The organism is Paenibacillus sp. S150, assembly GCF_019352175.1.
Classification (GTDB): Bacteria; Bacillota; Bacilli; order Paenibacillales; family Paenibacillaceae; genus Paenibacillus_AQ.
Genome location: NZ_JACBYI010000014.1, coordinates 85,264 through 108,427, shown reverse-complemented (window position 1 = coordinate 108,427; position 23,164 = coordinate 85,264). Strand labels below are relative to the sequence as shown.

Below are 23,164 nucleotides of genomic sequence, written 5' to 3'. Positions count from 1 at the left end.
GGGTCATCTGTGAATTTTCATCCTCTGAAGTGCCGCAAAAGAGCGGCATGCATATTCGCAAAAAGGCAGCATGCCTTTCCATATCGGAAAGGTCATGCTGCCTCCGGCCATCCGGTCGACATCAGCCGTATCTTGCAAATCTTCTTCCAGCCTTACTCCAGCGCCTTGAAGCCGCCCCGGTCATAGAAATAAGGGCCCTTGGCCCAGCTGGAGGCCAAATGCATCAGCAGCTCGGTTTTGAGCTGCTCGCGGATCAGCGCATACTCCCCGCTGTCATAAAGATTCCTCCATTCATGCGGGTCCTCCGCCAGATGGTACAGCTCCCCCCGCGTCTCCTCCACCCGGGAAGCCGAGTCCCGCACGCTGCCCTCCAGATACAGAATAAGCTTCCATTCCTGTGTCCGCCACATATAGGCCGGTGCCGAGTGGGGGGCGGTTACCCCTTTGCCGTGAAATTCGCAGAAGGTTCCTCTGTGCCTTGGACCGTGCAGCAGATGAGTTCCCGGAAGCTGTAGATCGGGTCCGAGTCCGGCGACCTCGCGAAGCGTTGGAACCAGATCGACCAGCTCCGCCGGGAGGTCGTCGAAGGTTCCCCGCCGGTCCTGCGGAATATAGCTGCCGGAGAGAATCATCGGGACTCTTACACTGCTGTCATACAGATTATATTTCGTAAACCGGAACTTACGCTCACCCAGCATCTCCCCGTGATCGGACACGAAGACAATGAGCGCGTTGTCCAGTCTGCCCAGCTGCTGCAGCTTATCCAGCACCCGCCCGAAATAATGGTCCAGCCAGGAGCAATTGGCCCAATATCTGAGGGTCGTCCTTCTCCGCTCTTCGCGGCTCAGCCGCTGCCACACCTGCCGCTTCTCCAAATAGGAAGCGCGGCTGTGCTCATTCACCTTATCGGAGGCGGCCAGATGGGTAGCCGTTTCATCCGCCCAGGGCGGCTGCGGAATATCCGGGATATCCTCCAGGCTGTACAGCTGCTCGAACTCTGCCGGGACATTAAAGCCCGCATGCGGCTTGAGGAAGGACAGATAGAAGAATAACGGCCGGTCCGGGTCCGGTCCCCCTTCCAGGAAGCGCAGGCTCTGCTCAGCCACCCAGCCGTCCCGGTGCTGGTCCATCGGCAGCCGGCTGGTAAGGCCGATATAGCCAAGCGCATTCTCTTCGCCGCCGCCGAAGCCCCCCGTTTCCCGGGAGTACGCCGCAAGGCTATCCGGATGCGTATCGCCCATCATCACCGCCCCCTGCTCGTAATGGCCGCTCTCCCTGGACAGCCCCACCGCTCTAACCTCGAACCCTCTTGCCGAGGGCTCTTCCACACCGCTGCTGTGGTTCCAGTGGGTCTTGCCGAACCCTGCCGTCTGATAGCCGGCCTGCCGCATCAGCTCGGGAAGCGGCTCCGAGGGCAGCCGCTCTTCATCGAACAGACCGCCGTAGTTCGTTCTCACCCCAAGCTGCGAAGGGTAATAGCCGAACATCATGGAGCTGCGGCTCGGGACGCACATTGGGGATTGGCATGCAGCCTGGCTGAACGTAATCCCCTCGGCCGCAAGCCTGTCCAGATTTGGGGTATGAATATGCTCGTTGAAGGCTCCGATACAGTCCCAGCGCTGCTGGTCCGTCATCAGAAATATAATATCAGGCTTGGAGTAAGCCATTCTGCTCACCTCTTACGTGAAGTAGATTATTCGGAACCGTTGCCGCGCTTCTTTTCGCTGCTGCGGATCCGGTCCCTGTAACGGCTTGGCGTAATGCCTTCACTTTTTTTGAATATCCGGTTGAAGTAGCTGGCCTGGTAGCCCACCTGTTCAGCAATTTCATTGATCTTGCCGTCGGTTTCCTCAATGAGCTGCTTGGCCCGCCTCAGCCGGACCTCTGTAAGATAATCAACGAAATTCTGTCCAATCATTTGCTTGAAGGCGCGGCTGAGCGTGTACGAATGAATGCCGTACAGATCCGCGAGCGCCTCCAGCGACATAGCCTCGGCGTACTGCTGGTCCGCGTGCTCCTTCATCGAATGGACGGCCAGCTTCAGCTGCTCCTCCTCCTTGCCTGTGTAGCCCTCAATGCAGAGCTTCACAATCCGGTGGCGGAACCACAGCAGCACATCATCAGAGCTGTTCAGATGCAGCAGTTCATCGAACACCTCTACCTCGAACAGCAGCACCGGATCGCCGCCAAGCTGGGTCATGGCATGCTGAATACTGGCCAGCAGCTGCAATAAGGCCTGCTTCAGCCGCTGCTCCGAGCCTCCCCTTTGCACTTCTTCCATGAAGCGCTGCAGCAGCTCCATAGCCGCTTCGGCATCGGCGCTGCGGATCGCGGCCACAATCTCCTGTTCCAGAAATACCGGATAATGCGTTTCTTCAACCGCTGCTGCATAGCCGGCTTGACCGGCGTCAATAACGGCTTGATCGGAGGCAAGAAGACTGTGCCGGAGGGAGTAGCGGATTTTGCGGAAAAGATAAGGAATTGCAGCAGCCGATTCTGTGCATTCACTGACCGCGGCCGTAAGGCGGATTCCCAGCCGGGCCTGAACCTCCTTCACCCATCGCTCCCCGAGAATCATCAGCTCCCTTCCGCTTTCTGCCGCTTCATCCTGTCTGTTCCCGGAGAGTGCAAGCAGCAGTCCCATGGACTGATCATGGAAATGAATGATTTCCCCCTGGAGCTCCCCTTCCTCAAGGATATCCTTAAGAACATCGCCAGCGGCAAAAACCAGCAAATCCCGGTGTTCATCGGCACCTTCCTGAGAAGGCATCCCGTAGGGGCTTAACTGTGCGAACACCGCCGCAAAGCGGCAGTCCCCCACCTCCCAGCTGAGCCGGGCGAAGCGTTCCCTGAGTTCCTGTTCCGCCATGCCCGCCAAATGCCCCTGGGCCAGCTGCAGCACAAAGCTTTTGCGGACCACGGGCAGCTGCTGCTCAAGATTGCCGAGCAGCATTTCCCGCTCCTGCTTCAGCCCCAGCCACTGCTGCTCAATTTGGCCGAATTCATCCTGCCCGCCACCTGCCGCAGCAGGCCGTTCCCCCTTAAAAGTATGGAGGAAGCGGCCTACCGGACGGTACAAGTGCAGAGAGCCGAACCAGGACAACAGCAGGGCCAGCAGCAGCCCCGCAGCATTCACGGCGACAATAATCTTGGACGCCGAGAGCATGGGCGCTGCAATATCGGATAGGGGTACGGAGGAGACGTACGTCCAATCCGTACCCAATCTGCGGACCGTGCCGTACTTCACCGAATATTCCTTGCCGCCATAGCTCATCAGCAGGGAAGCATGCTCAGCGTCTGCGTCCAGCACCCTGCTGCGCATCGCTGCATAGAGTCCATCCTCCCCGCCGGAGGCCGGGGGGACGATCCATTCCCCTTCCGCTCCCAGCAGAAAGCTTGCGCTGCTCGGATACGGTGACAATGACTGCAGCAGATTGCCCAGCTGCCGGGTGTCGAGCGTCATCGTCAGCGCACCGAACGGCAGGCCGTTATCTCCGGTCAGCTGGATTACCTCCATCATCGATTTGCCGTCCGCCGAACGTGTCCAGTACGTCATCCGCTGCTCTTCGACGAGCTGCCCGAATGTTACCCGCTGTGAAGGGTCCCGCAGAAAATCATACCGGTACGGAGTCAGCGTAAGCGGCTCCGGCTGCTGCAAATACAATTCGACTTCATCAATCAGAACATTCGAATCCTGAATAATCAGCAGCGTTTTATACAGCTCATGCACCTGCTTGTATTTGTACACAAAATCAAGGCTTTTCAGGCGGCTGTCAAACACAGGATCAAAGGCCCACTTGGAGAAAGATAGCTCCAGATCGTCAAGCTGCTCCGCAACCAGTGCCGCGCGGTGCTCCAGCTGCTCCTGATCCGCCTGCCGGAGCGTACGCTCCATGCTGCCGGTCAGCCAGCCGTAGAGGACGACTCCGGTCACAATACCCGGGATACAGGCAATGAATAGAACCAATGTAAGACTTCTGCGGAAATAACGTCCTCTATGCACTTTTTTCTTCCTGTATCTGAGCTGCAAGCTTCTCATCTCCTTCTCCGCAATATTCTGGGCCAGGGCTACCCCTTGATGGAACCGACGAGCGCGCCTTTGGCAAAATGCTTCTGCAGGAACGGATAGACCACCAGCACCGGGACGATAGCGACAATAATGGCAGCCATTTTGAGCATTTCGGTCGGCGGCGCCTCGACCTGCTGTCCCGGGGTGACCAGGTCGATATTGGACGCATTCAGCAGCATATTCTGCAGCAGCACCTGTATCGGCCACTTCTCCGAATCATTCAAATACAAGAGGGCCGCAAAAAACTGATTCCAGTAGCCTACAGCGAAGAACAAGCCAAATGTGGCGAGCGCAGGCAGGGACAGCGGAAGCACAATCGACACCCAGGTCCGGAAAGCGCTGCAGCCATCGATGGCTGCAGCTTCGTTCAACTCTGCCGGCACGTTGTCGAAGAAGTTCTTCATCAGAATAACCGTCCAGCCATTCGCCAGCGAGGGCAGGATCAAAGCCCAAATGCTGTTCATCAGCCCCAGCTCCCGAACCAGCAGATAATTCGGGATCATTCCCGGGCTGAAGAGGATCGTCAGCAAGATCATCAGCAGCAGTCCCCTGCGGAACAGAAATCTTGGCTGGGACAAGGCATAGGCCAGCGAAGAGGAAACCGCAAGGCTGCACAGTGTGCCTGCCGTAGCCAGAAAAGCGCTGTTCCCCAGCGAACGCATGAAGGCCGGGGTAGACAGCAGGTACGCATAAGCTTCGAAGGACCAGTCCTCCGGAAACAGCACAATCCGCTTCAGCAAATATTCCCCCGGGTCTGTCAGCGAGACAACCAGCACATAATAGAGCGGGAAAAACATGACCGCCGCAAGCAGGGCGAGCAGCAGCACATTGGCTGATCCGGCGACGGCTTCAAGCAAGGATCGTTTTTTCATTACAAGCCCCCTTCCGGTCAGTAGACCCCTTCTTCCCCATAGCGTTTCGCCAGCCGGTTGGCCAGCAGGACAATTGCCAGTCCCGTAAGCGATTTGAACAGGCCAACCGCTGTACTGTAGCTGTATTCCCCTTGCTTCACGCCCATCCGGTAGACATAGGTATCGAAGACCTCGGCCACCTCCGACACCGCCCCGTTGTACATCAGGAATATTTGTTCAAAGCCAACCTCCATAATGTCGCCGAGCCGCAGGATGAACAGCACGATAATGACACTGCGGATCGCCGGAAGGGTGATATGCCAGATTTGCCGCAGCCTTCCGGCTCCATCCATCCGTGCAGCTTCATACAGCTGGGTATCGATGCCCGCCATGGCCGCGAGGAACACAATCGTTCCCCAGCCCGCCTCCTTCCACATAGACTGCAATGTGAGCATAATCCAGAAGCTGTTCACATTCGTCAGCACGTCTATCCGCGCATAGCCCATATTCTCCAATGCAATATTGGCCAGCCCGCTTCCCTTGCCGAACAGCAGCACAGTCAGTGCGGCGATAATGACCCAGGACAGGAAATGCGGCATATAGATGACGGTCTGGATGAAGCGTTTATAGGTATTGCTGCGCAGCTCATTCAGACACAGCGAGATCAGAATCGGAAACGGGAAGAACAGCAGCAGATTGAGCAGACTCACCGCCAGCGTATTGCGGAACAGCATGCCGAAATCGGGATTGGAGAAGAGCCTGGCGAACTGCTCCAGCCCCACCCAACCGCTGCCCCGTATCCCGATGTAAGGCGAATAATCCTGAAAGGCAATGACGATGCCGCCCATGGGAATGTATTTGAAGATCAGGAAAAAGAGGATGCCCGGCAAAGCCAGCCAGTACAGCGACCCATCCTGTTTGATCCGTGCGGCGATACGCCGCGGCTTCCGCGCAAGCGGCAGGCTCCGCACATCCTGTGCCTGTACTCGTTGATTCAGCGAATTCATCTCAAGAACCCTTTCCAGCCAGCGTTATTTGCCGGTTCTTTTCTTGTAGGCTTCGGTCAGCTCCTGCGTGGCCGCAGTCAGATCCTGATCCTTCTGCAACGTGTCCACGAAGGCATCCCAGGCTTCAATCGGCTCGCGCCCCAGAATGATTTTGGCCTTCAAATCCTGGATTTTCTTGTTCAGCTCCGGCAGGATTTTCTGCCCGGTCTCCGATTGGAGCCCTGCGGAAATATCCGGCACACTTGTCGCCGTCCGGTCCTGCTCCACCTTAGCGAACAGCTCCTGCGCCTTAGTTTCTTCCTCCGTCTCCCCGCTTGGCGGCGACGGATAGTCGATGACATTTACAATTTGATTGAAATCAGAGGCGTTGTCGGCCACCAGCTTCTCAGAAATCGGCACCTTTTGCCCATCCACAACCGTATGATGCACACCCTCCAGCCCGTACAGATGAAGCTCATACACATCATGGTTCATCCAGGTATCCACCAGCTTGAGAATCCGTTTCATCTTCTCTTCCGGCACCGTTTTGGGGATTGCCAGAACGCCGTTGTAGCCCGCACCCAGCGGATTATAGCCATTCAGATTGGTCAGCGGATAGAAGTCGGTATACTTGAACTCCGGGTCCACTTTTTTCAGATCATCGGCATAGATTTTTCGCATTGTGCCTGTCTTGTCCACGATAATTCCGGCCTGATTGCGTTTGAACAGCTCCCGCGCCTGCGTCAGCTTGAGCGACAGCAGATCCTCCGGCATCATGCCGCCCTTATAGGCCGCTGTCAGATACTCCAGAGCATCCCTCACCTCAGGCAGCAGCGCGGTGTTGACCATGCTTCCCTGGCTCTCATCCCATTTCCAGTTCCCGTTCACACCGGTAAAAGAGTTCTCAATCGCTCCCAGTACAGGGCCAATATTGCCTCCCCAGCCCAGATCGTCGGGACTGATGTAGGCAGCCAGTGCCGTTGTATCCTTCACGCCATTTCCATCCGGGTCCTTCTCCACGAAGGCCTGCATTACCTCGAACAGCTGCTCCGTCGTCTCCGGCACCGCAAGGCCCAGCTTATCCAGCCAATCCTTGCGGATGATGAAGAATGATTCTCCCGTCACTGGTCTGGGCCGCGGAATTCCGTAGTTTTTGCCGTCAGCCGCCTTGGTATTGGTCCACGCCACCTCCGGGATTCCTTTTACCAGATTGGGATAGTCCTGGATAAAAGGAGTGATGTCCCAGAAGGCTCCCTGTGACACCATCTTGGAGAACGTGCTGCCGAAGGGATCATTGATCATGATCAGATCGGGAATATCGCCCGAGGCCAGGGTCAGATTCAGCTTGTCGCTGTAAATATTGTTGGAGATCCAGCGGATATCCATCACGGAATTCGTAGCCTTTTCAATGGCCCGTTTAATCGGATTGTCATCCGCAGCCGGAATGGCGCTGGGCGTAATCGTCATAATGCTGACCTCCAGCGGCGCTTCAGCGGCAGGAGCCGCAGCGTCCGCCGGAGAATCAGCGGCTGTATTTGCCCCCTTGTCTCCGCATGCCGTAAGCCACAGCGCAGCAAGCATTGCAAGAGACAGCAGCAGGGCCAACCGGTTCAAAGACCTTTTACGCTTTGTATACATAATAAAATTTCCACTCCTTTTTTCCTATAGGTTTAATTGGTATTTGGTTAAAAAAAATAATGAACTTCCCGTTGCGCTTCTCTGCCCCTGCTCCCGCTCTAACAGGTTGGCCGGAAGTTCAAACTCTATATCAAAACTTTCATTCACTATACCGAATCCCATTATTTTCTGCAATTGCACTTTTTTGCGGGGCACAATTCCGGCTCCAGGCCGCAAATTCAACACCGGCGAGCAGGATAATGCCGATTCCGTGGGTATCATTCAGCTTCCAGGGCAGATCATGCTTGTAATAACGGCGGGAAAAAGAGTACCCCGAACCCCGGCACACCCCATGCACATTGCCCTGCTGGTCTGTAGAAAGCGTACTGAGGCCAGTCCAGCCCTTGCGGACAGCATCGGCATACATCCCCTGCGGATCGGCCAGCCAGCCTAGCCTCATTCCTTTGGACAGCCCATAAACGAACATGGAGGTGCAGGAGGTTTCTTCATAGGAAGACGGATCGTCAAGCAATTGATGCCACAGTCCCCCCGCTCCCTGCAAACCCGCTATGCCTTCGCTGAATTCTCTGAACCACAGGAGCAGGCTCTGCCTGTCCGGATGGATATCCGGCAGCTCCTCTAGGAGCCGGGCCAGTGCAAAATAGGCCCAGCCGTTGCCTCTTCCCCACGGAATTTCCGTCGGCTTGTTGAATTTAAAATCATACACATGCGACATGAAGCGCTTCTCCGGCAGATACAAAAAGCGTTTGTAGGCAAGCAGCTGGGCGCACGCCTCATCCAGATACCGGTGCTCGCCCGTCCGCTTGAAATACCCGGTGAGAAAAGGCACGCACATATAGAGATCATCGCACCACAATGTGCGGTGCTTGATGCCCATACTCTTCACACCACGGTAAAAGGTCCCTTCCGGCAGCCGCTCCTGTTCGTTCATGATATAACCGGCGATCCGGTCTGCCGCTTCCGCCCCGCCTCTGATTTCTCCAAGCTCCATTGCCGCCAGCAGCGTCGCCGCAAAAGCTCCGCAATCATCCAGGCTGTCTATCCGCGCCAGCTGATGATTCACTCCGCTGGCACCGTAGCGCTCCTGGTCCCATAGCGCATACCGGTCATACGCCGCACATTGGGCAATGTGCTGCCGGGCATAGCCGCTGAAAGCCTCTTCCTCCAGCAGCCGGCCCGTTCGCAGCAGGCCGAGAAGGGTTACACCCAGCGGATAGTTCCAGCGCCCGTAATTCTCCGTCTCCACATAAGGCCTGATAACCGTTCCGCGGCCAAGCTGCCAGTACGCTCCCTGCCCCTGCGCTGTATACAGTTGATCCATCCGGCATAATGTATCCGCGTCCACATCCTCCTGCGGAGCAAAGGGGCCGAGATGGAGCCATTCCTGCCGGTCCGCCCCCTGCACCTCTGCCGGCAGCGACAGACGGGTCCGGTCTGCCGGAAGCTCCAGGCTGAACTGCCACGAATCCGGCGGGCAGACCGAGCGGACCAGCAGCTCCCCTTCCCCCGTTCCCCGCGGCAGGCTGAACCGGAACGTGCCGCTGCAGGCAGCCGATTGAAATAACAGCTTGCCCTCAAGGGTTATCCGCAGCTCGCCTGAGTAAGTGCCGCTGACGGTGACCGGGTCAGCAGAGTCTTGATTTCTGCTGTGCAGCCGCGTCCAGGAGTAAGCGATGGCCCCGGGTGCTGCCGCTCCATATATATCCCCTAGATGAACGGAATGGGCGGACATGGACTTTTGTGCCGGAGTGTCGCTGGGCTTACCACCGGAAACATCGTCAGCGGCTTCATCTGATATGTTCCCGCAGATTTCATCCGCGGTCTTGCCGGGAAGGCCGCCCTGAAGGTCCAGCCATTCCTGTCCGGGCAGCCAGTCCAGCGGGCTTGCAGCCTCAGCGCTATGCTCACCCGGAAGCTTCTCAAGCGGTTCATCGAGCGGCAGCGTATAGATCCAGCCCTCCTGCCCGCTGCGTTCCCGGGAAGGCGCAAGGAAATGCAGCGGATTCCGCTTCAGCATTCCGGTGCCGAACCTGCCGCCGCAGCCAGTCCCTGTTTTCTCAAATTCCAGGACAAAGTGATTCCATTCCGGCTGTAGAAGCAGGACTAACAACGTTTGGCGCTCTGGGAACACTTCAACATCAATTCCGGATTTATAAGCCAGCTTGCCGTTCAGGTAGAGGCGGACCGGTCCCAGGCAGCTGATGCTGAAGGTCATTTCTTCCCCGGCGCGGCTGAAGAGCTTCGCCCAGGCATAGACAAACTGGCCCGTTCGGAGCCCGGGCAGCCTGGCGTCCAGATCAAAGATGTAGCGGCATTCGCCGTCTCTGAGGAACCCGCCGCCTGAGGAAGCCCGCAGGACAAACGGAATCTGCGGATGGTCCGCGATATACTTATGTGCAATCCGCCGGATAACCGCTTCCGCCCGGCCCGCAGCGCCGTTCTCCTCCGTACCGGAGCCGGCCTGCGGCTGCCGGGTACCGCTCCCTTGCGCTGCTTCTGTATCCCGGAGCATCAGTATTCTCCTCCCGGGTACAGGGTTGAGCTGTACAGCCGCTTGGGCTGTGCCAGAGCTTCACCCGGGCGTGCAGCGTCCAGCGTTCCGGGGCGGCTGCCATAGACATGCACCTCCACATCGGTATAAATCAGAATATGGGTGCTCCCTGCCCCCGTCAGATCGGCATATGCGGCCATACCGTCAATCGGAAACGTGACCGTCTCCTCCATATGCCCATTGTAGAGCGCAGGATGAATGCCTCCTCCTCTCCGGTAGGCGAAGATATAATCCAGGCCGCTGTCATCCCAGTGCCGCACCGTCTCCACAATCGTCAGCCATCCCGAGGTGGTCCGTTCTTCCTTCCACAGCTCACGCCCGTCCCGGTCCAGCAGGAAAAGCGCGTCCTTGCCCGATTCCGAGAAGTTGTTGTCCTTATCGCCACGGATGATCCGGTCCAGTCCGGCAACCTGCAGTCCGGGCAGATCACTGCGGAATTTGCCGAGAGCGATGTGCTGGGATTCGACGGACCCGGAATATCTCCAGAGCTCCGCTCCGTCCGGATCATACATAACGGTGACACTGCCGCCGATCACAATTTGCTTCCCGCCTGTCACGCTCACATCACCGACCCAGATACAGTCGGCGTGATCCTCCAGATCACGGCAGGACCAGCGCAGCGTGCCGTCATGGTCCAGCATATCGTAGCCGGCCATCACCTCATCCCGGCCATCCCCGTCAAAATCATGGACCCACGGGAAATGCCCCGGGTTGCCTTCATAGGTCCAGAGCAGATTGAAATACCGGTCAAGCGCCCATAGCGTATGGTATCTGTCCTTCAAGATAATATCCGTCGCCTGTTCGCCGCCCGACAGATTCGCCAGAATGATGCAGTCATGGGCGTATTCACCCGGCAGATCAAAAGCTTGCTTCTCTTCGCCTGTCCGCCCGTCGAGCACAAGGAACCGCCCTTCCATCACACACAGCACTTCATTTCTGCCGTCTCCGTCGATATCGGCAATTTGCGCCGGGAAATCGGAACCGCTACTGCCGGCATCGGGATCAGGAATTCCTTTCTGCCACAGCTGACAGCCATCCAGACCGTAAGCGGTGACGCACTGAACCTGATGGGGGACGTACCTGTCATCGATCCCCCCGTTTCCCTGCACCAGCACCAGTTCCATCCGTCCGTCGCCGTCCAGGTCACCGAGCAGAAGCTTGTTCCGCACACCCGCTGCGGACACATCCATTTTCAGAAGCAAATGAGGCCTTGCGGAGTCCGCCATGCGTTCCTCCCCTTTCATGTATATGAACTAGTATCATTATGGGAAAAGGCGGAATATCCTGCAATCGGACTTTTTTGCAGCCCGGCAGACACCTGAGCCTACACGGTTGACCGTTCGATTAAATGAATGGGGATCTCTTCATGGGAACGGCTGCCGTCCATCACTTGCAGGAAGGCCCTCCTGCCGATTTGAACGATAGGAATTTCAAAAGTGGTGATATTCATAATTTTTGTACAGTAATGAAAGATGTGGGCCGGATTGTGCGCCTCGTTCATATTCTTATAAAAATCCAGATAAGCCGCTGCTCCCTGTTTGCTGTTGGGGCTGGATTTTCTCGCCAGGCAATAGCCGATTTTATGATGTTCCTTGCCCTTCAGCATCATGAGAGCATCCAGCTCACGAACGGTTTCATAGTTCGTCTGGATAAGCACCAGTTTGTAATTGTCCTTGATGGCCTCCTCCGCGATGCCTTCGACCTCCATTCTGAAATATGGGCGGCGGATGGAGGGGACAACGACCCCGATCAGATTTGTTTTTCCTCTGCTCAGATGAACCGCGTTGATGTTCCGCTCATAATTGACCGCCTCCATCGCTCTCTGGACAGCCTCCCGCTTCTCCGCACTTACATAAGGATGCCCGTTGATCACCCGGGACACAGTTGTAACCGACACTCCGGCAATTCTCGCAATATCTTTTATATTTGCCATACGATCCCCCCGCCTGACTTCACGATTTCATATCAGACAAGTATAAGCCCGGTTTTTTGGCAAAAGCAAATATGAGGTTGACATGGAAAGCGTTTCATAACCTACATTGAAGGTGCAGACAGGAACTAATAATGATGTGAGGCGAGTGAAGGATGTACGACCGTGAAATCGTTGCCGAAATGAGCCATAATCACCGGGCATTGCTGAAACGATATGATGATTCGCTGGAGCGGCTTGGCGTATTTCTGACTGAACAGCCCTTTCCGCAGAGCCTGCAGAATCATATATTGCTGCATTTGGCAACCCGGTTTCATAAGTCGGCACTTGCCCTGCGTCTGTTGCTGGTCTCCGGTTATTGCGGGGAGGCTTATGGAGTATTGCGTATGATGACGGAATTTGCAGCGATTCTAAAAGATATTCCGGAGCAGCCGGGGGAGAGCGTCTTGCGGTGGATCGAGGATGGCGGTCACAGCCCGGACCGGATGCTGCGGGCCAGGGCGGAGGAAGCGCACCTGCAGGAAGGGTTAGGTTCTGTGCGCAGAGCCTGCTCAAGCAGTAGTTTTCCACAGCCGGATATAAATCCGGAAGAGCTTATTCTTCCAGTCGGACCTGTGCCCTTTAACGCTGAAGGCATGCTTGAACAGGCCTGCTGGCTGGCAGCAGCTATCCAGGGTTATGTTGCGGATGCGGAGGCTGAGCATGCCAAGCCCCTAGTCACCACGGATGAATGATCGATAGGCTGCCGGGGTCCGCTGCTCATGCTTCCTGAAGATTTTGATAAAGTACCCCGCGTCGCAAAAGCTCAGATGGTCACTGATCTGATTAATGGACAGCTCCGTCGTTTCCAGAAGCTGCTTGGCCCACCCGATTTTGAGGCGGGAGACGCAGGCTGAGAAGTTCTCTCCGCTCTCCCGCACAAACAGGCGGCTGAAATAGCTGGGGCTGATATGGCAGAGCTGTGCCATCGCCTCCAGCGGAAAATTCTCGTGCTTGTGGCTGAAGATGTAATCAAAGGCCGGCTGCAGTATGGGATTGGAGGACCTTATTGTTTCCACGGCTGCAGCGGCCAATGGTTCGGCTCCGGACCCGGCGGGTGTAACGGACAGCTCCTCCTGTGCCTCTGCCGGGTGCCGGAAGCTCCAATCCGCCTGAACCTTAGCAGGCTGCGCCTCAACATAGGGTGCGCCCAGAGCTTGCTGGTACAGCTCCATAATTTCATTCTTCCGGCTTGCTTCCTCAACAATATAATTGCACAGATGGGACAGCATCTCGGCAATGGTGGCCACCTGCGCATACGGCATGACGGGCAGCTGGCTGTACTCTTCTCCCAGCGCAGCAAATGCGCCTTCACTCTCTTGTGAAGCCGGACGGGATACAATCTGCTCCAGCCGGGAAGCGGAGTTGTCCGCAAGTCTGACCTGCCCGGCCATCACAGCTCCCACATATTGATTGTCAATGGTAATGGGTATCGCTATATCAAGAATGTTGAAGTGGCATAAATATACATAAGGCTTGTTCAGACGGACAGCTTCCAGGCCGCCGCGCGCATCGCATTTCTGGCAGTATGCGGACAGCCCGGCATCCTGGCGCACCGCTTGGCAGAAGGACTGGCAGTGGCTGTGGCGGGTAACCGGAACCCCCTTGTAATCAACGGTGATGATGGCCATTTGTGTGACGAGGGACAGTGAATCCTGAAGCGCATGCCATTTCTCAAGATCAATAATCGACTTCAGATCATATTTGGATTGCAGCATTGCCGCCGGTCTCCCTCCCTGGCTCAGTAACGCCTGTTCTATTCTGAATTATATCGAATTTGTATAGAATAGAACAAGATAATTATATTTTTTTCGAAAATAACAAGAATTTACGATCTGAAAACGCTTAAATTCGCCAGTTTCCTTCCATGCTTCTGTAACGGGACCTGTCTATAATGAAGGTATACCCGTGCATACGCTTCCGGAGACAGTTTTGTACGATGCTTAATCAGGTTGCTATGCCAACAAAACTAAGCGTATGCTTCCGGAGACAGTTTTGTACGATGCTTAATCAGGTTGCTATGCCAACAAAACTTTAGGAGGAACAAGTCATGAGAAAAGTGTTCATCAGCCCTGCCAAATATATCCAGGGAGAAGACGAGCTGCTTAACCTTGGCTACTTTGTGAAGACATTCGGAAATTCCGCGCTGCTGATCGCCCACCCGGATGATGTGCAGCGGGTCAAGGCGAAGCTGGATGCTACCAGCAGCCAGTTCGGCATCACCCTGGTCACCGGAAATTTCCAGGGCGAGTGCTCCCGGCAGGAAGCCGCCAGGCTGCAGGCGCTTGCCCGTGAGCATGCTTGTGACTGTACCATCGGCCTCGGCGGAGGCAAAGCGATTGACACGGCAAAATGTGTGGCGGAAGGAGACGCCTTAATCATCGTTCCGACCATCGCCGCGACAGACGCTCCCACCAGCCATTCCGCGGTCTTATATACACCGGAAGGCGCTTTTGACGACTATGCCTATTTCAAGCAAAGCCCCTCCGTGGTCATGATCGATACGACCATCATTGCAGAGGCCCCAACGAGATTTCTCGTTTCCGGCATGGGTGATGCATTATCGACTTATTTTGAAGCCAGAGCCACATCCAGATCATTCTCGAACGTGAATGCCGGGCTGCCCTGCGGTGTGCGGGAGGGTGTGAGCACCGGGGCCAAAGGGACGAAAGCCGCGCTTGCGCTGGCCCGTGTCTGCTATGAAACCCTGCTGGAGGACGGTGTCAAGGCAAAGCTGGCCTGTGACCAGAACGTTGTCACCCCTGCGCTGGAAAATATCGTCGAAACCAACATCCTGCTGTCCGGCCTCGGCTTTGAGAGCAGCGGGCTTGCCGCAGCCCACGCCATCCACAACGGTCTGACCGTGCTGGAAGGAAGCCATCACTATTACCATGGGGAAAAGGTCGCCTTCAGTACGCTGGCCCAGCTGGTGCTGGAGAATGCCGGCAGCCGCGAAATACAGGAAGTGCTTGCTTTCTGCGCTTCGGTAGGCCTTCCCGTATGCCTGGCCGACATCGGCGTCCACTCCATCACCGGGGAGGAGCTGCTTGAGGTCGCCCGCAAGGCCTGCATCCCGGAGGAATCGATTCATTCCATGCCGTTCCCGGTCACACCGGAAGCGGTGGCGGCAGCCATTGCAGTCGCCGACCAGCTCGGGCAGGCTTTCAAGAAAGGCAAGGTGTAATTCTGCCATGAAGAAGATTATCAATCAGCCGGAAACCCTGATCCGCGAAATGGGCTATGGCATGGTTATGGCCCATCCCGAGCTGGAATTTGACAGCAAATACAAAATTATCGCCAAAAAGGCGCGCAACGCGCAAAAGGTCACTCTGATCAGCGGCGGCGGCAGCGGGCACGAACCCGCCCATGCCGGCTTTGTCGGCCAAGGCATGCTGGATGCTGCGGTATGCGGCGATGTCTTCGCCTCCCCCTCCCAGATCCAGGTATATCAGGCGCTGCGCGGCAACAGCGGCAGCAAGGGCGCCCTCCTGATTATCAAGAATTACAGCGGCGATATGATGAACTTCCAGAACGCGGCCCGGCTGGCTCAGGAAGACGGCATCGCGGTTGACTATGTGAAGGTGGAAGACGACATCGCGGTGGAGGACAGTCTGTATACTGTCGGGAGAAGAGGGGTGGCCGGCACGATCTTTGTGCATAAAATCGCCGGGGCCGCAGCGGAGGCCGGCCTGCCGCTGGCGGAAGTGAAGCGCGCCGCCCAGCATGCGGCGGACCGGGTGCGCAGCATCGGCTTTGCTTTTACCTCCTGCACCGTGCCGGCCAAAGGCACGCCCACCTTCCAGCTGGCAGAGCATGAAATGGAGTATGGCGTCGGCATCCACGGGGAGCCGGGCATCCGCAGAGAACCTGTTATCAGCGCCGGCGAGCTTGCCGGGCGCATGGTCTCCTCCCTGCTGGCAGGCCTGGAGCTGGACGGGACAACCGGCCAGGAAGTTGCCGTGCTCGTAAACGGCTTCGGCGCTACGCCCCTGCAGGAATTGTACGTGCTGAACCACTCCGTAATGCGCGAGCTGTCCGCCCGGGGCCTAACCGTCCGCCGCACGCTCGTTGGCAGCTATATGACCAGCATTGATATGGCGGGAGCCTCACTGACCCTGATGAAGCTGGATGATGAGCTGAACCATTGGCTGGCTAAGCCCTGCGCCACTCCCGCCTTAACAATTACGGGACAGACGGAACCCGTTCAGTACGCCGGCCCTCTGGAGCAGCAGGCGGAGACTTCCGGGGTTTCGTATACCAATGAGACCGATCCTGCCCACGCGGTCATCCGGAACGAACGCCTGTTGCTGTCCAATATCATCTATCTCATCGACCAGATGAGCGAGATTATTATCGTGAATGAAGTGCCTTTCTGCGAGCTGGATGCCCATGCCGGAGACGGCGATTTCGGCATGAGTGTGGCCAAGGGCTTCAAGCAGCTGAAGGCAGAGTGGCAGGATCTGCTGCTGGATCATTCCGCGGATATCGGCAGCTTCCTGCAGGCGTGCTCCCTGATTATTATGGAGCACTGCGGCGGCGCCTCGGGCCCAATCTGGGGCTCCGCCTTCCGTGCGGCAGGGAAGTACGCGGGAAGCAGAACTTCCCTGTCCATTTATGAAGTGGCTGAACTGCTGGCCGCCGCTGTCCAAGGCATTCAGGATACCGGGGAGCGCTCTTTCGGCAGAGGAGCCGTGGTCGGCGACAAAACCTTGATCGACGCCCTCGTTCCTTGCGCCGAATCCTGGAAGAGCAGCGCCCTGCAGAACGACACGCTCCATAGCGCATTCGCCAAGGCCGCCGAGGCTGCCGTCCAAGGGGCGCAACGAACTGAGGGCATCGTCGCCCGGATGGGAAGAGCCGGGACCGTCGGTGAACGCAGCATCGGCTACCCCGATGCCGGAGCCTACGCGCTCGGCGTAATCTTCACCGCACTGGCGGAAGCCATAAAATAACCGGGAAAACGCAAGAACGCGCGGGCACACCGGAACACCCGGAACACCACGGCTGCGCCGTCCTTCACTGGACAGCGCAGCCGTGGTGGTATTTCAGGCTTAAGGTTGTCTGCGGCGCTCCAATTCCTCCTGCCGATGAATCCGGCCTCCCCGGTCCCTCCAGACCTTCCTGCTAACCCCCGGCGGAAGCCCAAGTGGAAAAAGTAAACTTAATCTGCCCCCATCCCCCTTTCCGCCAGTATTAGTGGGAAAAAGGGGAACTAATCCATCCGTTTCCCCCCTCTCGGGGGGAATATGCTTAAATTAAGGTTACTTTTTCCCACTATTTCTTCTACCGCAAGCTTTTCAGCCCATTTTAGGTTTACTAATTCCACTTCACTCCATTCCACTCCCCTGCCGCAGCACCGATCCCGACTAGCCCCCCTAATTCCTCCCTTCCTCCTGCAAAACATAAATCCCCGCAGATTCAGCACGATTGCGCATTTTAACTTTTTTCCAAACCTCTAAATCCCATATCCACATTAAATGAAATTCACAATACCCCAGACAGCTCAAACAGCCGGCCGTTCTCGGGAAACGGCCGGGCTGTTTGAGCTTGGGCCAGCTGCTGCCCGTCTTCAGATCTTACCGCAATATAGATTGAACTTGTGATTTATATAGTTTAGGTTCGGCCGTAATTCCGGAGAATGCTTGGACTTCCGGCCGCTGCCCGCCCTGCAGATTTCTTAATTCAATACCGATGTCCGCAGTGGAAATCCGCAGACCAAGGCGGACGCTTCCGCTCCTGCTGTTCCAAAATCCCCTTCCGCCGCTCTTCCTTTTCATGATGTTTTTAAGTTCAATCCATATAGCTTCAGCCGCCGAAATTGCTTAGTCCAAATCCAGGCCGCCCGATTCGATTACTTTTTTGTACCAATAAAAGCTCTTCTTCCGGGTTCGTTTCAGCGTACCTTTGCCTTCATTGTCTTTATCCACATGGATATAGCCGTAGCGCTTCTTCATCTCCCCTGTAGATGCACTGACAAGATCAAGCGGTCCCCAGCTGGTGTAGCCGATGATGTCCACACCGTCTTCGAGGGCTTCGCCCATGGCGGCAATATGCTTTTTCAGGTAGTCGATCCGGTAATCATCGGCGATCTCCCCCTCCGGCCCCATTTCGTCAACGGCTCCCAGACCGTTCTCCACAACAAACAGCGGCTTCTGGTACCGGTCGTAGAGCTGGTTGGCCGTAATGCGGAAGCCCAGCGGGTCGATGGTCCAGCCCCATTCGGACTTGGACAGATAAGGATTCTGGATCGAGCCGAACACATTGCCGCTAGTCATCTTCCGCGATATTTCAGGATCGGCGCTGGTGGTCCGGCTGGCGTAATAGCTGAAGCCGATATAATCCACCGTATGCTTCATCAGCAGCCCGGCATCGCCCGGTTCCATCGCAACCGTAATTCCGTGATCCCTGAAGAACCGTTTGGCATAGCCAGGGTATTCTCCCCGGGACTGGACGTCGATGAAGAAGTAGGATTCCCGGTCTTTGACCATGCCGTGGAACACATCTTCGGGATTGCAGGTGTAAGGATAAGCAGACCCTGCAGCAAGCATGCAGCCGATCAGAGCATCCGGGATGATCCTATGGCAGGCCTGAACCGCGAGGGCGCTGGCCACCAGTTGGTGATGCGCGGCCTGATACATGATCTGCTGTTTGTCTTCTCCCTCCCGGAAGACCAGCCCGGCCCCCACAAACGGCAGGTGCAGCAGCATGTTGATCTCGTTGAAGGTCATCCAGTATTTCACTTTGTCTTTGTAGCGTGTAAACACGGTAACCGCGTATTTCTCGAAGAATCCGGCAAGCCTGCGGTCTCTCCAGCTGCCAAAGGCTTCAGCCAGATGGACCGGCACATCGAAATGGGCCAGGGTCACTACGGGCTGAATGCCGTGCTTCAGCAGCTCGTCAAACAGCCGATCATAAAATTGCAGGCCTTGCTCATTGGGCTGGGCATCATCCCCGTGCGGAAAAATCCTTGCCCAGGAGATGGACACACGCAAGGCCTTGAAGCCCATCTCGGCAAACAAGGCGATATCTTCCGGGTAGCGGTGGTAGAAATCAACGGCTTCATGAGAGGGGTACAAGAATTCCCCTGACGGCCGGAAGGACTCCAGACCGCCTAACATTATACTCATCCGCTGTGGACCGGACGGAAGCAGATCGACAGTTGTCAAGCCTTTTCCGCCCTCCTGATACGCTCCCTCGGCCTGATTGGCGGCAATGGCTCCGCCCCACAAGAAGCCTTCAGGAAATCTATAGTTGGACATTACAGAACAGCTCCTTTCATTTAAGCAGGCGAACCGGACCCAGCAGGCCTGTAGGCTCCAGAATCATATACTGGGACAAACAATCCTGTTCCTGCCTGCCCAGATTGCCGGTGACCTCGACAATGATCTCATTGTCTCCCGCCCGCAGCGCTGAACCGGTGTCAAAAACATACGGAGGACAAATTTTGGCCCCCAGCTTCTTTCCGTTGATGGTCACCTCGGCCACTTCATAGGCGCGTCCCAAATCAATGACAGCATTCTCCGCCCGTTCCTCCAGCCGCAGCGCAAGCTCATAGCGGACAGTTCCCGAGAATTGCCCGTATCCTTCCAGCCTCGAAAGATCCTGCAGCTTATCCAGTGTCTGCCGGGAAGCAAATGCGGGGTATGCCTCTGCCGTGGCACAGGAAATGTCCCAGGGTCCGGTAATTTCGGCGGCAACACTCCGTGAACGGCTGTCCGCTGCCGGCGCCTCAACGCTCTCCAGTACAATAACGGATTCGTAAGGATGCAGCGTAAGCTCTACCACCGTCTTCCCGTCCGCTTGCGACTGGGCAATCGGAAGCAGCCGGTTCGTGAATCCGTCATAGGCCGCAACCTGCTGCCCGCTGCCGAGCGTCACCGCAGTTTCAATGATCCGGTACGGGTCTTCGTTGAAGAACATGTACAGACTGCCTTCCTGCTGCCGGTAATGATAATAACGCAGATAAGGCTGAAATTCGGAGGTAAGGATATCATAATGTCCCGCTTCCTTAAGTCCAGCCGCCAGATCCGCCAGACTGCTCACCAAGGCTCCTGCTAATTGTGAACTGTCCGCTTCTTCCCCATGCTCGTTCCTGACCGGCAGACCGTCTATGAATTGGACCCTTATGCCTGCGTCCGTGAACGCTTTGACCTGCTCCAGCAGGCTCTGCGGCAGCGCATCCGCATAAGGGACGACCAGCGCCCCGAACGTCTTTCCGTTAATCGCATAACCCTGGTCCAGAATCTGCGCTTCAGCGATCAGATCAACCGGAATGACATCAAAGTCAATCTGGCGCTGCACAAGCTCCCGGGCCGGTTTCTGGAACAGCATATAATCCCCGAGCCATTCCGCCTCGGCATGGTACAGCAGTCCGACCGGAGCTACAGCTTCTCCCCCATTCAGCAGATGGCTCACCCGGTTCAGATAGTCAAACAGCACTTTCATGAACCGGTACTGGGGATTATGCCCCCTCGCATCCATATGCGGCGGGCAGTCCGGATCAGGGAACGCCTTCGGCGAAAAGGCATGCGGCACAAAATGGGTAACCCCCCGGACCAGCATATGGTCGGTGATCCATTTCATCAATTTGATGCCCTCCGCCCAGCCATACGCCCCGTACACCTCACACATCGTGCGGTTCTGCTTCTTGGGGTCAAGGTGTCCCAGAGATGTCCCCAGCTTGGCAAGCCCGTAATGGAAAAACTCACCGTCCCAGCCCTTGGCGGTCATGGATTTGAACGGCCCCTTGTCCATTCCCGGCATGATTTGGTTCAGCACCACATCGATGCCTGCCATATCCTGCTCCCACAGTGCACGGAAATAATGCCCCGCTCCATAGCCAAGTCTGGCATGGGCGTTATTGTCCTCGATCAGATGGCCGATATACTGCACGCCGCGCTCCCTGCACCAGGCTGCCAAAGTACCGGTAAAAGCTTCGCCGTACATTTTGCTGACCAGGTCCATGTAGGTATAGCGGATGGCGTGCTCTTCGCCTTCAGCTTCTACGGTTGAGAGCAGCGGGAGCTGCAGCCATTCTTCAGCCGTAAACATATCCTGAAGCCCTGCCGTCCAGGGCAGGACCATCTCCACTCTGCCGATGGAAGCGAACGCTCCGTGTATGTTGCCAAAACGCGGTTCATCCGAGAAAAAGCCGGCAAACGCCTTTCCAAAGTCGGCTTTGTAGCGGGCATAATGCGATTCATAGACTTCGTTGATCAGAACCTTTACGGCCTCCGGGTCCAGCGGGTTCAGATAACCCTCCGTATGGGGTTCTCCGCCATAAGCGGTCTGAAGCATAATGAAAATTCTCCAGTCCCCTTCCGGAATATCCCAATATAATACACCGTCTTTCGCAAGGGAGGTGACATCCGTCAGCGTGGAAGGATCAATGCTGTTCTCTCCCGTTCTGCGGGCGGCAATAATCCCCGCAATCCGGTCGTCTACGGGAACTCCTTTCGTGGTCAGGCTCATCCGGTTCCCCGGACTTCCCCACTTCACCAGGAACGAGGCATCCTGCAAAGGCCCTGCAAAATCCAGCTGGTGAATTTTCAAATATTGCTTGGCATGCTGCGGGTAATCGGAGACAATCCTGCCGTTGGCATAACCCGTGGGGAAATGCGAATCATCCAGCAGCCATACCTTCATGCCGCGCGTCCGGGCCTCATCCATGATAATATCCATATCCCGCCACCATTGCTCCCCGCAAAAATCCGGGTGTGGCCTTGATTCGATGCATACAGCATGGATGCCCGCTTCCTGAACCCTGCCGATCGACTCCCGAAGCAGCCCTTCCTCTTCTCCATGCATCCAAAAGAGAGGAAATATATAGTTGTCCTGCTTGTTATCCAGCACCTCATTCAGTCGTTTCATCTCACACCAGTCCTGTCGCTTGATTTATTTTTCTGTATAGCCGCATCTTAACGCTATAGGTACACCCGGCCAGTTCCATGATAGCAAACAGACCCATAGGGCGATATCTTCTTAACTTAATCATTTGACTTACCAAACTTAATTTTCTATAGTGATAGCCAAGGGGGGACGCAACATGTACCGTGAAGAACTGCAACGGCGGCTTGCCGAAATGTCGGACAGCGAGCAGCGCCATAAAGAAGATCCTGACAAAGGGCTGCAATTATATGATTCGTTTAGAAAGGTGCGGAACGCCTCCGGAGACCCGGTCTATATCCTTGAATTCGATTCCCACTCGCTTGAAAGCAAGCGCGATTCGAAATTCCTGGTCAATGCCACGAACACCTTCCATATGAACCAGATGACCATCCGGCAGCATTCCAGATACTCCAAAATTCCCGTCCACATCCACAACTACGTGGAGATCAATTATGTGTATTCCGGTCATTGCAGGCAGCTGATCAACGGCAGGCTGGTCAACCTCCGCGAAGGCGATCTTTGCATGCTGGACACCAACGTCCCGCATACCATTCTCGAAACCACGGAGGAAGATATTATTATCAACCTGATTATGCTGAAGCCTTTTTTCACAATGTCTTTCTTAAGCAGGCTGGCCAGTACAGGGATCATTTCGAATTTTATCGTGAATGCGATTTCCCAGATCCAGAACCATAACCGCCACATCATTTTTCATACCGGCAATGAGCCCTCCTTCAAGGAAGCGATGGAGAATCTGATGTGTGAATCCTTTGATCCAAGCCTCTGCTCCAAAGAGATTATCGAGTCCTATATGGTCATCATGTTCAGCAAGCTCCTGCAGACCTTTCAGGGCAGCCAGGCCAAGGAATACGGGGAAGACTCCTCCCATGGCAGCCTGATTGAAATCCTGAAGTACCTTGAAGATCATTATAAAGATGCGACGCTGATCTCAACGGCCGAGCGCTTCAGCTTCCATCCCAACTATCTGAGCGCTTATCTTAAAAAAGCAACCGGAAAAAATTTCAAGGAAATGCTCCAGATTCAGCGCCTGACCAGTGCAGCCCTGCTGCTGACCAATACATCGCTGACCGTAAATGAAGTGGCAAACGAAATCGGCTATAACAACCTGGGCTTTTTCTATAAAAAATTCGTCGCCTGTTTCGGCCAGACTCCCAGCGAATACCGGCAAAAAAACAGATAGCAGGCTACAGC

General features: G+C 55.9%; 15 protein-coding genes. 4 read left to right on the top strand and 11 right to left on the bottom strand.

The genetic code is table 11. From position 1 onward, the window contains the following. Positions 1-152 precede the first annotated feature (152 nt). The 8 genes from HYD27_RS14890 to HYD27_RS14855 all read right to left on the bottom strand — a co-directional run bounded on the left by HYD27_RS14890 (position 153) and on the right by HYD27_RS14855 (position 12,028). Positions 153-1,667 carry a sulfatase family protein gene (locus tag HYD27_RS14890; protein WP_219216402.1) on the bottom strand — a complete coding sequence of 505 codons (1,515 nt, stop codon included), beginning with the start codon at positions 1,665-1,667 and terminating at the stop codon, positions 153-155. A gap of 26 nt (positions 1,668-1,693) precedes the next feature. Then, a complete protein-coding gene (locus HYD27_RS14885; RefSeq protein ID WP_219216401.1) occupies positions 1,694-4,030 on the bottom strand; it encodes an AraC family transcriptional regulator in 2,337 nt (778 codons plus the stop codon). A gap of 38 nt (positions 4,031-4,068) precedes the next feature. Then, complete coding sequence (locus HYD27_RS14880; RefSeq protein ID WP_219216399.1) at positions 4,069-4,941, bottom strand: carbohydrate ABC transporter permease; 873 nt, start codon at positions 4,939-4,941, stop codon at positions 4,069-4,071. 17 nt (positions 4,942-4,958) lie between these two features. Further along, the gene (locus tag HYD27_RS14875) at positions 4,959-5,927 is read right to left on the bottom strand and encodes an ABC transporter permease (protein ID WP_219216397.1); all 969 of its coding nucleotides are present in this window, start codon (positions 5,925-5,927) and stop codon (positions 4,959-4,961) included. A 24-nt stretch (positions 5,928-5,951) separates the two neighbouring features. After that, positions 5,952-7,544 carry a type 2 periplasmic-binding domain-containing protein gene (locus HYD27_RS14870; RefSeq protein ID WP_219216395.1) on the bottom strand — a complete coding sequence of 531 codons (1,593 nt, stop codon included), beginning with the start codon at positions 7,542-7,544 and terminating at the stop codon, positions 5,952-5,954. 139 nt (positions 7,545-7,683) lie between these two features. Next, positions 7,684-10,056, bottom strand: a complete 2,373-nt coding sequence (locus tag HYD27_RS14865) for a glycoside hydrolase family 88/105 protein (RefSeq protein ID WP_219216393.1) — start codon at positions 10,054-10,056, stop codon at positions 7,684-7,686. Beyond that, positions 10,056-11,321 carry a hypothetical protein gene (locus HYD27_RS14860; RefSeq protein WP_219216391.1) on the bottom strand — a complete coding sequence of 422 codons (1,266 nt, stop codon included), beginning with the start codon at positions 11,319-11,321 and terminating at the stop codon, positions 10,056-10,058. The genes HYD27_RS14865 and HYD27_RS14860 overlap by 1 nt, the downstream gene beginning before the upstream one ends. Positions 11,322-11,419: 98 nt before the next feature. Then, positions 11,420-12,028 carry a LacI family DNA-binding transcriptional regulator gene (locus HYD27_RS14855; RefSeq protein ID WP_219216388.1) on the bottom strand — a complete coding sequence of 203 codons (609 nt, stop codon included), beginning with the start codon at positions 12,026-12,028 and terminating at the stop codon, positions 11,420-11,422. Positions 12,029-12,180: 152 nt separating this feature from the next. Between HYD27_RS14855 and HYD27_RS14850 the strand changes: the two genes are divergently transcribed. Then, positions 12,181-12,759 carry a hypothetical protein gene (locus tag HYD27_RS14850; RefSeq protein ID WP_219216387.1) on the top strand — a complete coding sequence of 193 codons (579 nt, stop codon included), beginning with the start codon at positions 12,181-12,183 and terminating at the stop codon, positions 12,757-12,759. On the opposite strand, the gene HYD27_RS14845 is transcribed toward HYD27_RS14850, so the two are convergent. Next, on the bottom strand, positions 12,739-13,782 hold the full coding sequence (locus HYD27_RS14845; protein ID WP_219216384.1) for an AraC family transcriptional regulator: 1,044 nt from the start codon (positions 13,780-13,782) through the stop codon (positions 12,739-12,741). The two genes, HYD27_RS14850 and HYD27_RS14845, sit on opposite strands and share 21 nt — an antisense overlap. A gap of 332 nt (positions 13,783-14,114) precedes the next feature. Here HYD27_RS14845 and HYD27_RS14840 point away from each other — a divergent pair, with 332 nt between their 5' ends. Continuing rightward, a complete protein-coding gene (locus HYD27_RS14840; RefSeq protein ID WP_219216382.1) occupies positions 14,115-15,248 on the top strand; it encodes a glycerol dehydrogenase in 1,134 nt (377 codons plus the stop codon). Positions 15,249-15,255: 7 nt separating this feature from the next. Then, on the top strand, positions 15,256-17,016 hold the full coding sequence (gene dhaK, locus HYD27_RS14835) for a dihydroxyacetone kinase subunit DhaK (RefSeq protein WP_219216380.1): 1,761 nt from the start codon (positions 15,256-15,258) through the stop codon (positions 17,014-17,016). A gap of 870 nt (positions 17,017-17,886) precedes the next feature. On the opposite strand, the gene ascB is transcribed toward dhaK, so the two are convergent. Continuing rightward, complete coding sequence (ascB, locus tag HYD27_RS14830) at positions 17,887-19,323, bottom strand: 6-phospho-beta-glucosidase (RefSeq protein WP_219216379.1); 1,437 nt, start codon at positions 19,321-19,323, stop codon at positions 17,887-17,889. Between the two features lie 16 nt (positions 19,324-19,339). Continuing rightward, positions 19,340-21,934, bottom strand: coding sequence for a glycosylhydrolase-like jelly roll fold domain-containing protein (locus HYD27_RS14825; protein WP_219216377.1), 2,595 nt, complete (start codon positions 21,932-21,934; stop codon positions 19,340-19,342). Positions 21,935-22,109: 175 nt separating this feature from the next. On the opposite strand from HYD27_RS14825, the gene HYD27_RS14820 reads away from it, so the two are divergent. Beyond that, positions 22,110-23,153 (top strand): AraC family transcriptional regulator, encoded by a 1,044-nt coding sequence (locus tag HYD27_RS14820; RefSeq protein ID WP_219216375.1) that lies wholly within the window; start codon positions 22,110-22,112, stop codon positions 23,151-23,153. Positions 23,154-23,164: the final 11 nt, after the last annotated feature.

Coding starts and splice junctions, on each gene's coding strand:
- HYD27_RS14890 (WP_219216402.1), bottom strand. CDS start 1,667: ATGGCTTACTCCAAGCCTGATATTATATTTCTGATGACGGACCAGCAG.
- HYD27_RS14880 (WP_219216399.1), bottom strand. CDS start 4,941: ATGAAAAAACGATCCTTGCTTGAAGCCGTCGCCGGATCAGCCAATGTG.
- HYD27_RS14875 (WP_219216397.1), bottom strand. CDS start 5,927: ATGAATTCGCTGAATCAACGAGTACAGGCACAGGATGTGCGGAGCCTG.
- HYD27_RS14870 (WP_219216395.1), bottom strand. CDS start 7,544: ATGTATACAAAGCGTAAAAGGTCTTTGAACCGGTTGGCCCTGCTGCTG.
- HYD27_RS14865 (WP_219216393.1), bottom strand. CDS start 10,056: ATGCTCCGGGATACAGAAGCAGCGCAAGGGAGCGGTACCCGGCAGCCG.
- HYD27_RS14860 (WP_219216391.1), bottom strand. CDS start 11,321: ATGGCGGACTCCGCAAGGCCTCATTTGCTTCTGAAAATGGATGTGTCC.
- HYD27_RS14855 (WP_219216388.1), bottom strand. CDS start 12,028: ATGGCAAATATAAAAGATATTGCGAGAATTGCCGGAGTGTCGGTTACA.
- HYD27_RS14850 (WP_219216387.1), top strand. CDS start 12,181: ATGTACGACCGTGAAATCGTTGCCGAAATGAGCCATAATCACCGGGCA.
- HYD27_RS14845 (WP_219216384.1), bottom strand. CDS start 13,782: ATGCTGCAATCCAAATATGATCTGAAGTCGATTATTGATCTTGAGAAA.
- HYD27_RS14840 (WP_219216382.1), top strand. CDS start 14,115: ATGAGAAAAGTGTTCATCAGCCCTGCCAAATATATCCAGGGAGAAGAC.
- dhaK (WP_219216380.1), top strand. CDS start 15,256: ATGAAGAAGATTATCAATCAGCCGGAAACCCTGATCCGCGAAATGGGC.
- ascB (WP_219216379.1), bottom strand. CDS start 19,323: ATGTCCAACTATAGATTTCCTGAAGGCTTCTTGTGGGGCGGAGCCATT.
- HYD27_RS14825 (WP_219216377.1), bottom strand. CDS start 21,934: ATGAAACGACTGAATGAGGTGCTGGATAACAAGCAGGACAACTATATA.
- HYD27_RS14820 (WP_219216375.1), top strand. CDS start 22,110: ATGTACCGTGAAGAACTGCAACGGCGGCTTGCCGAAATGTCGGACAGC.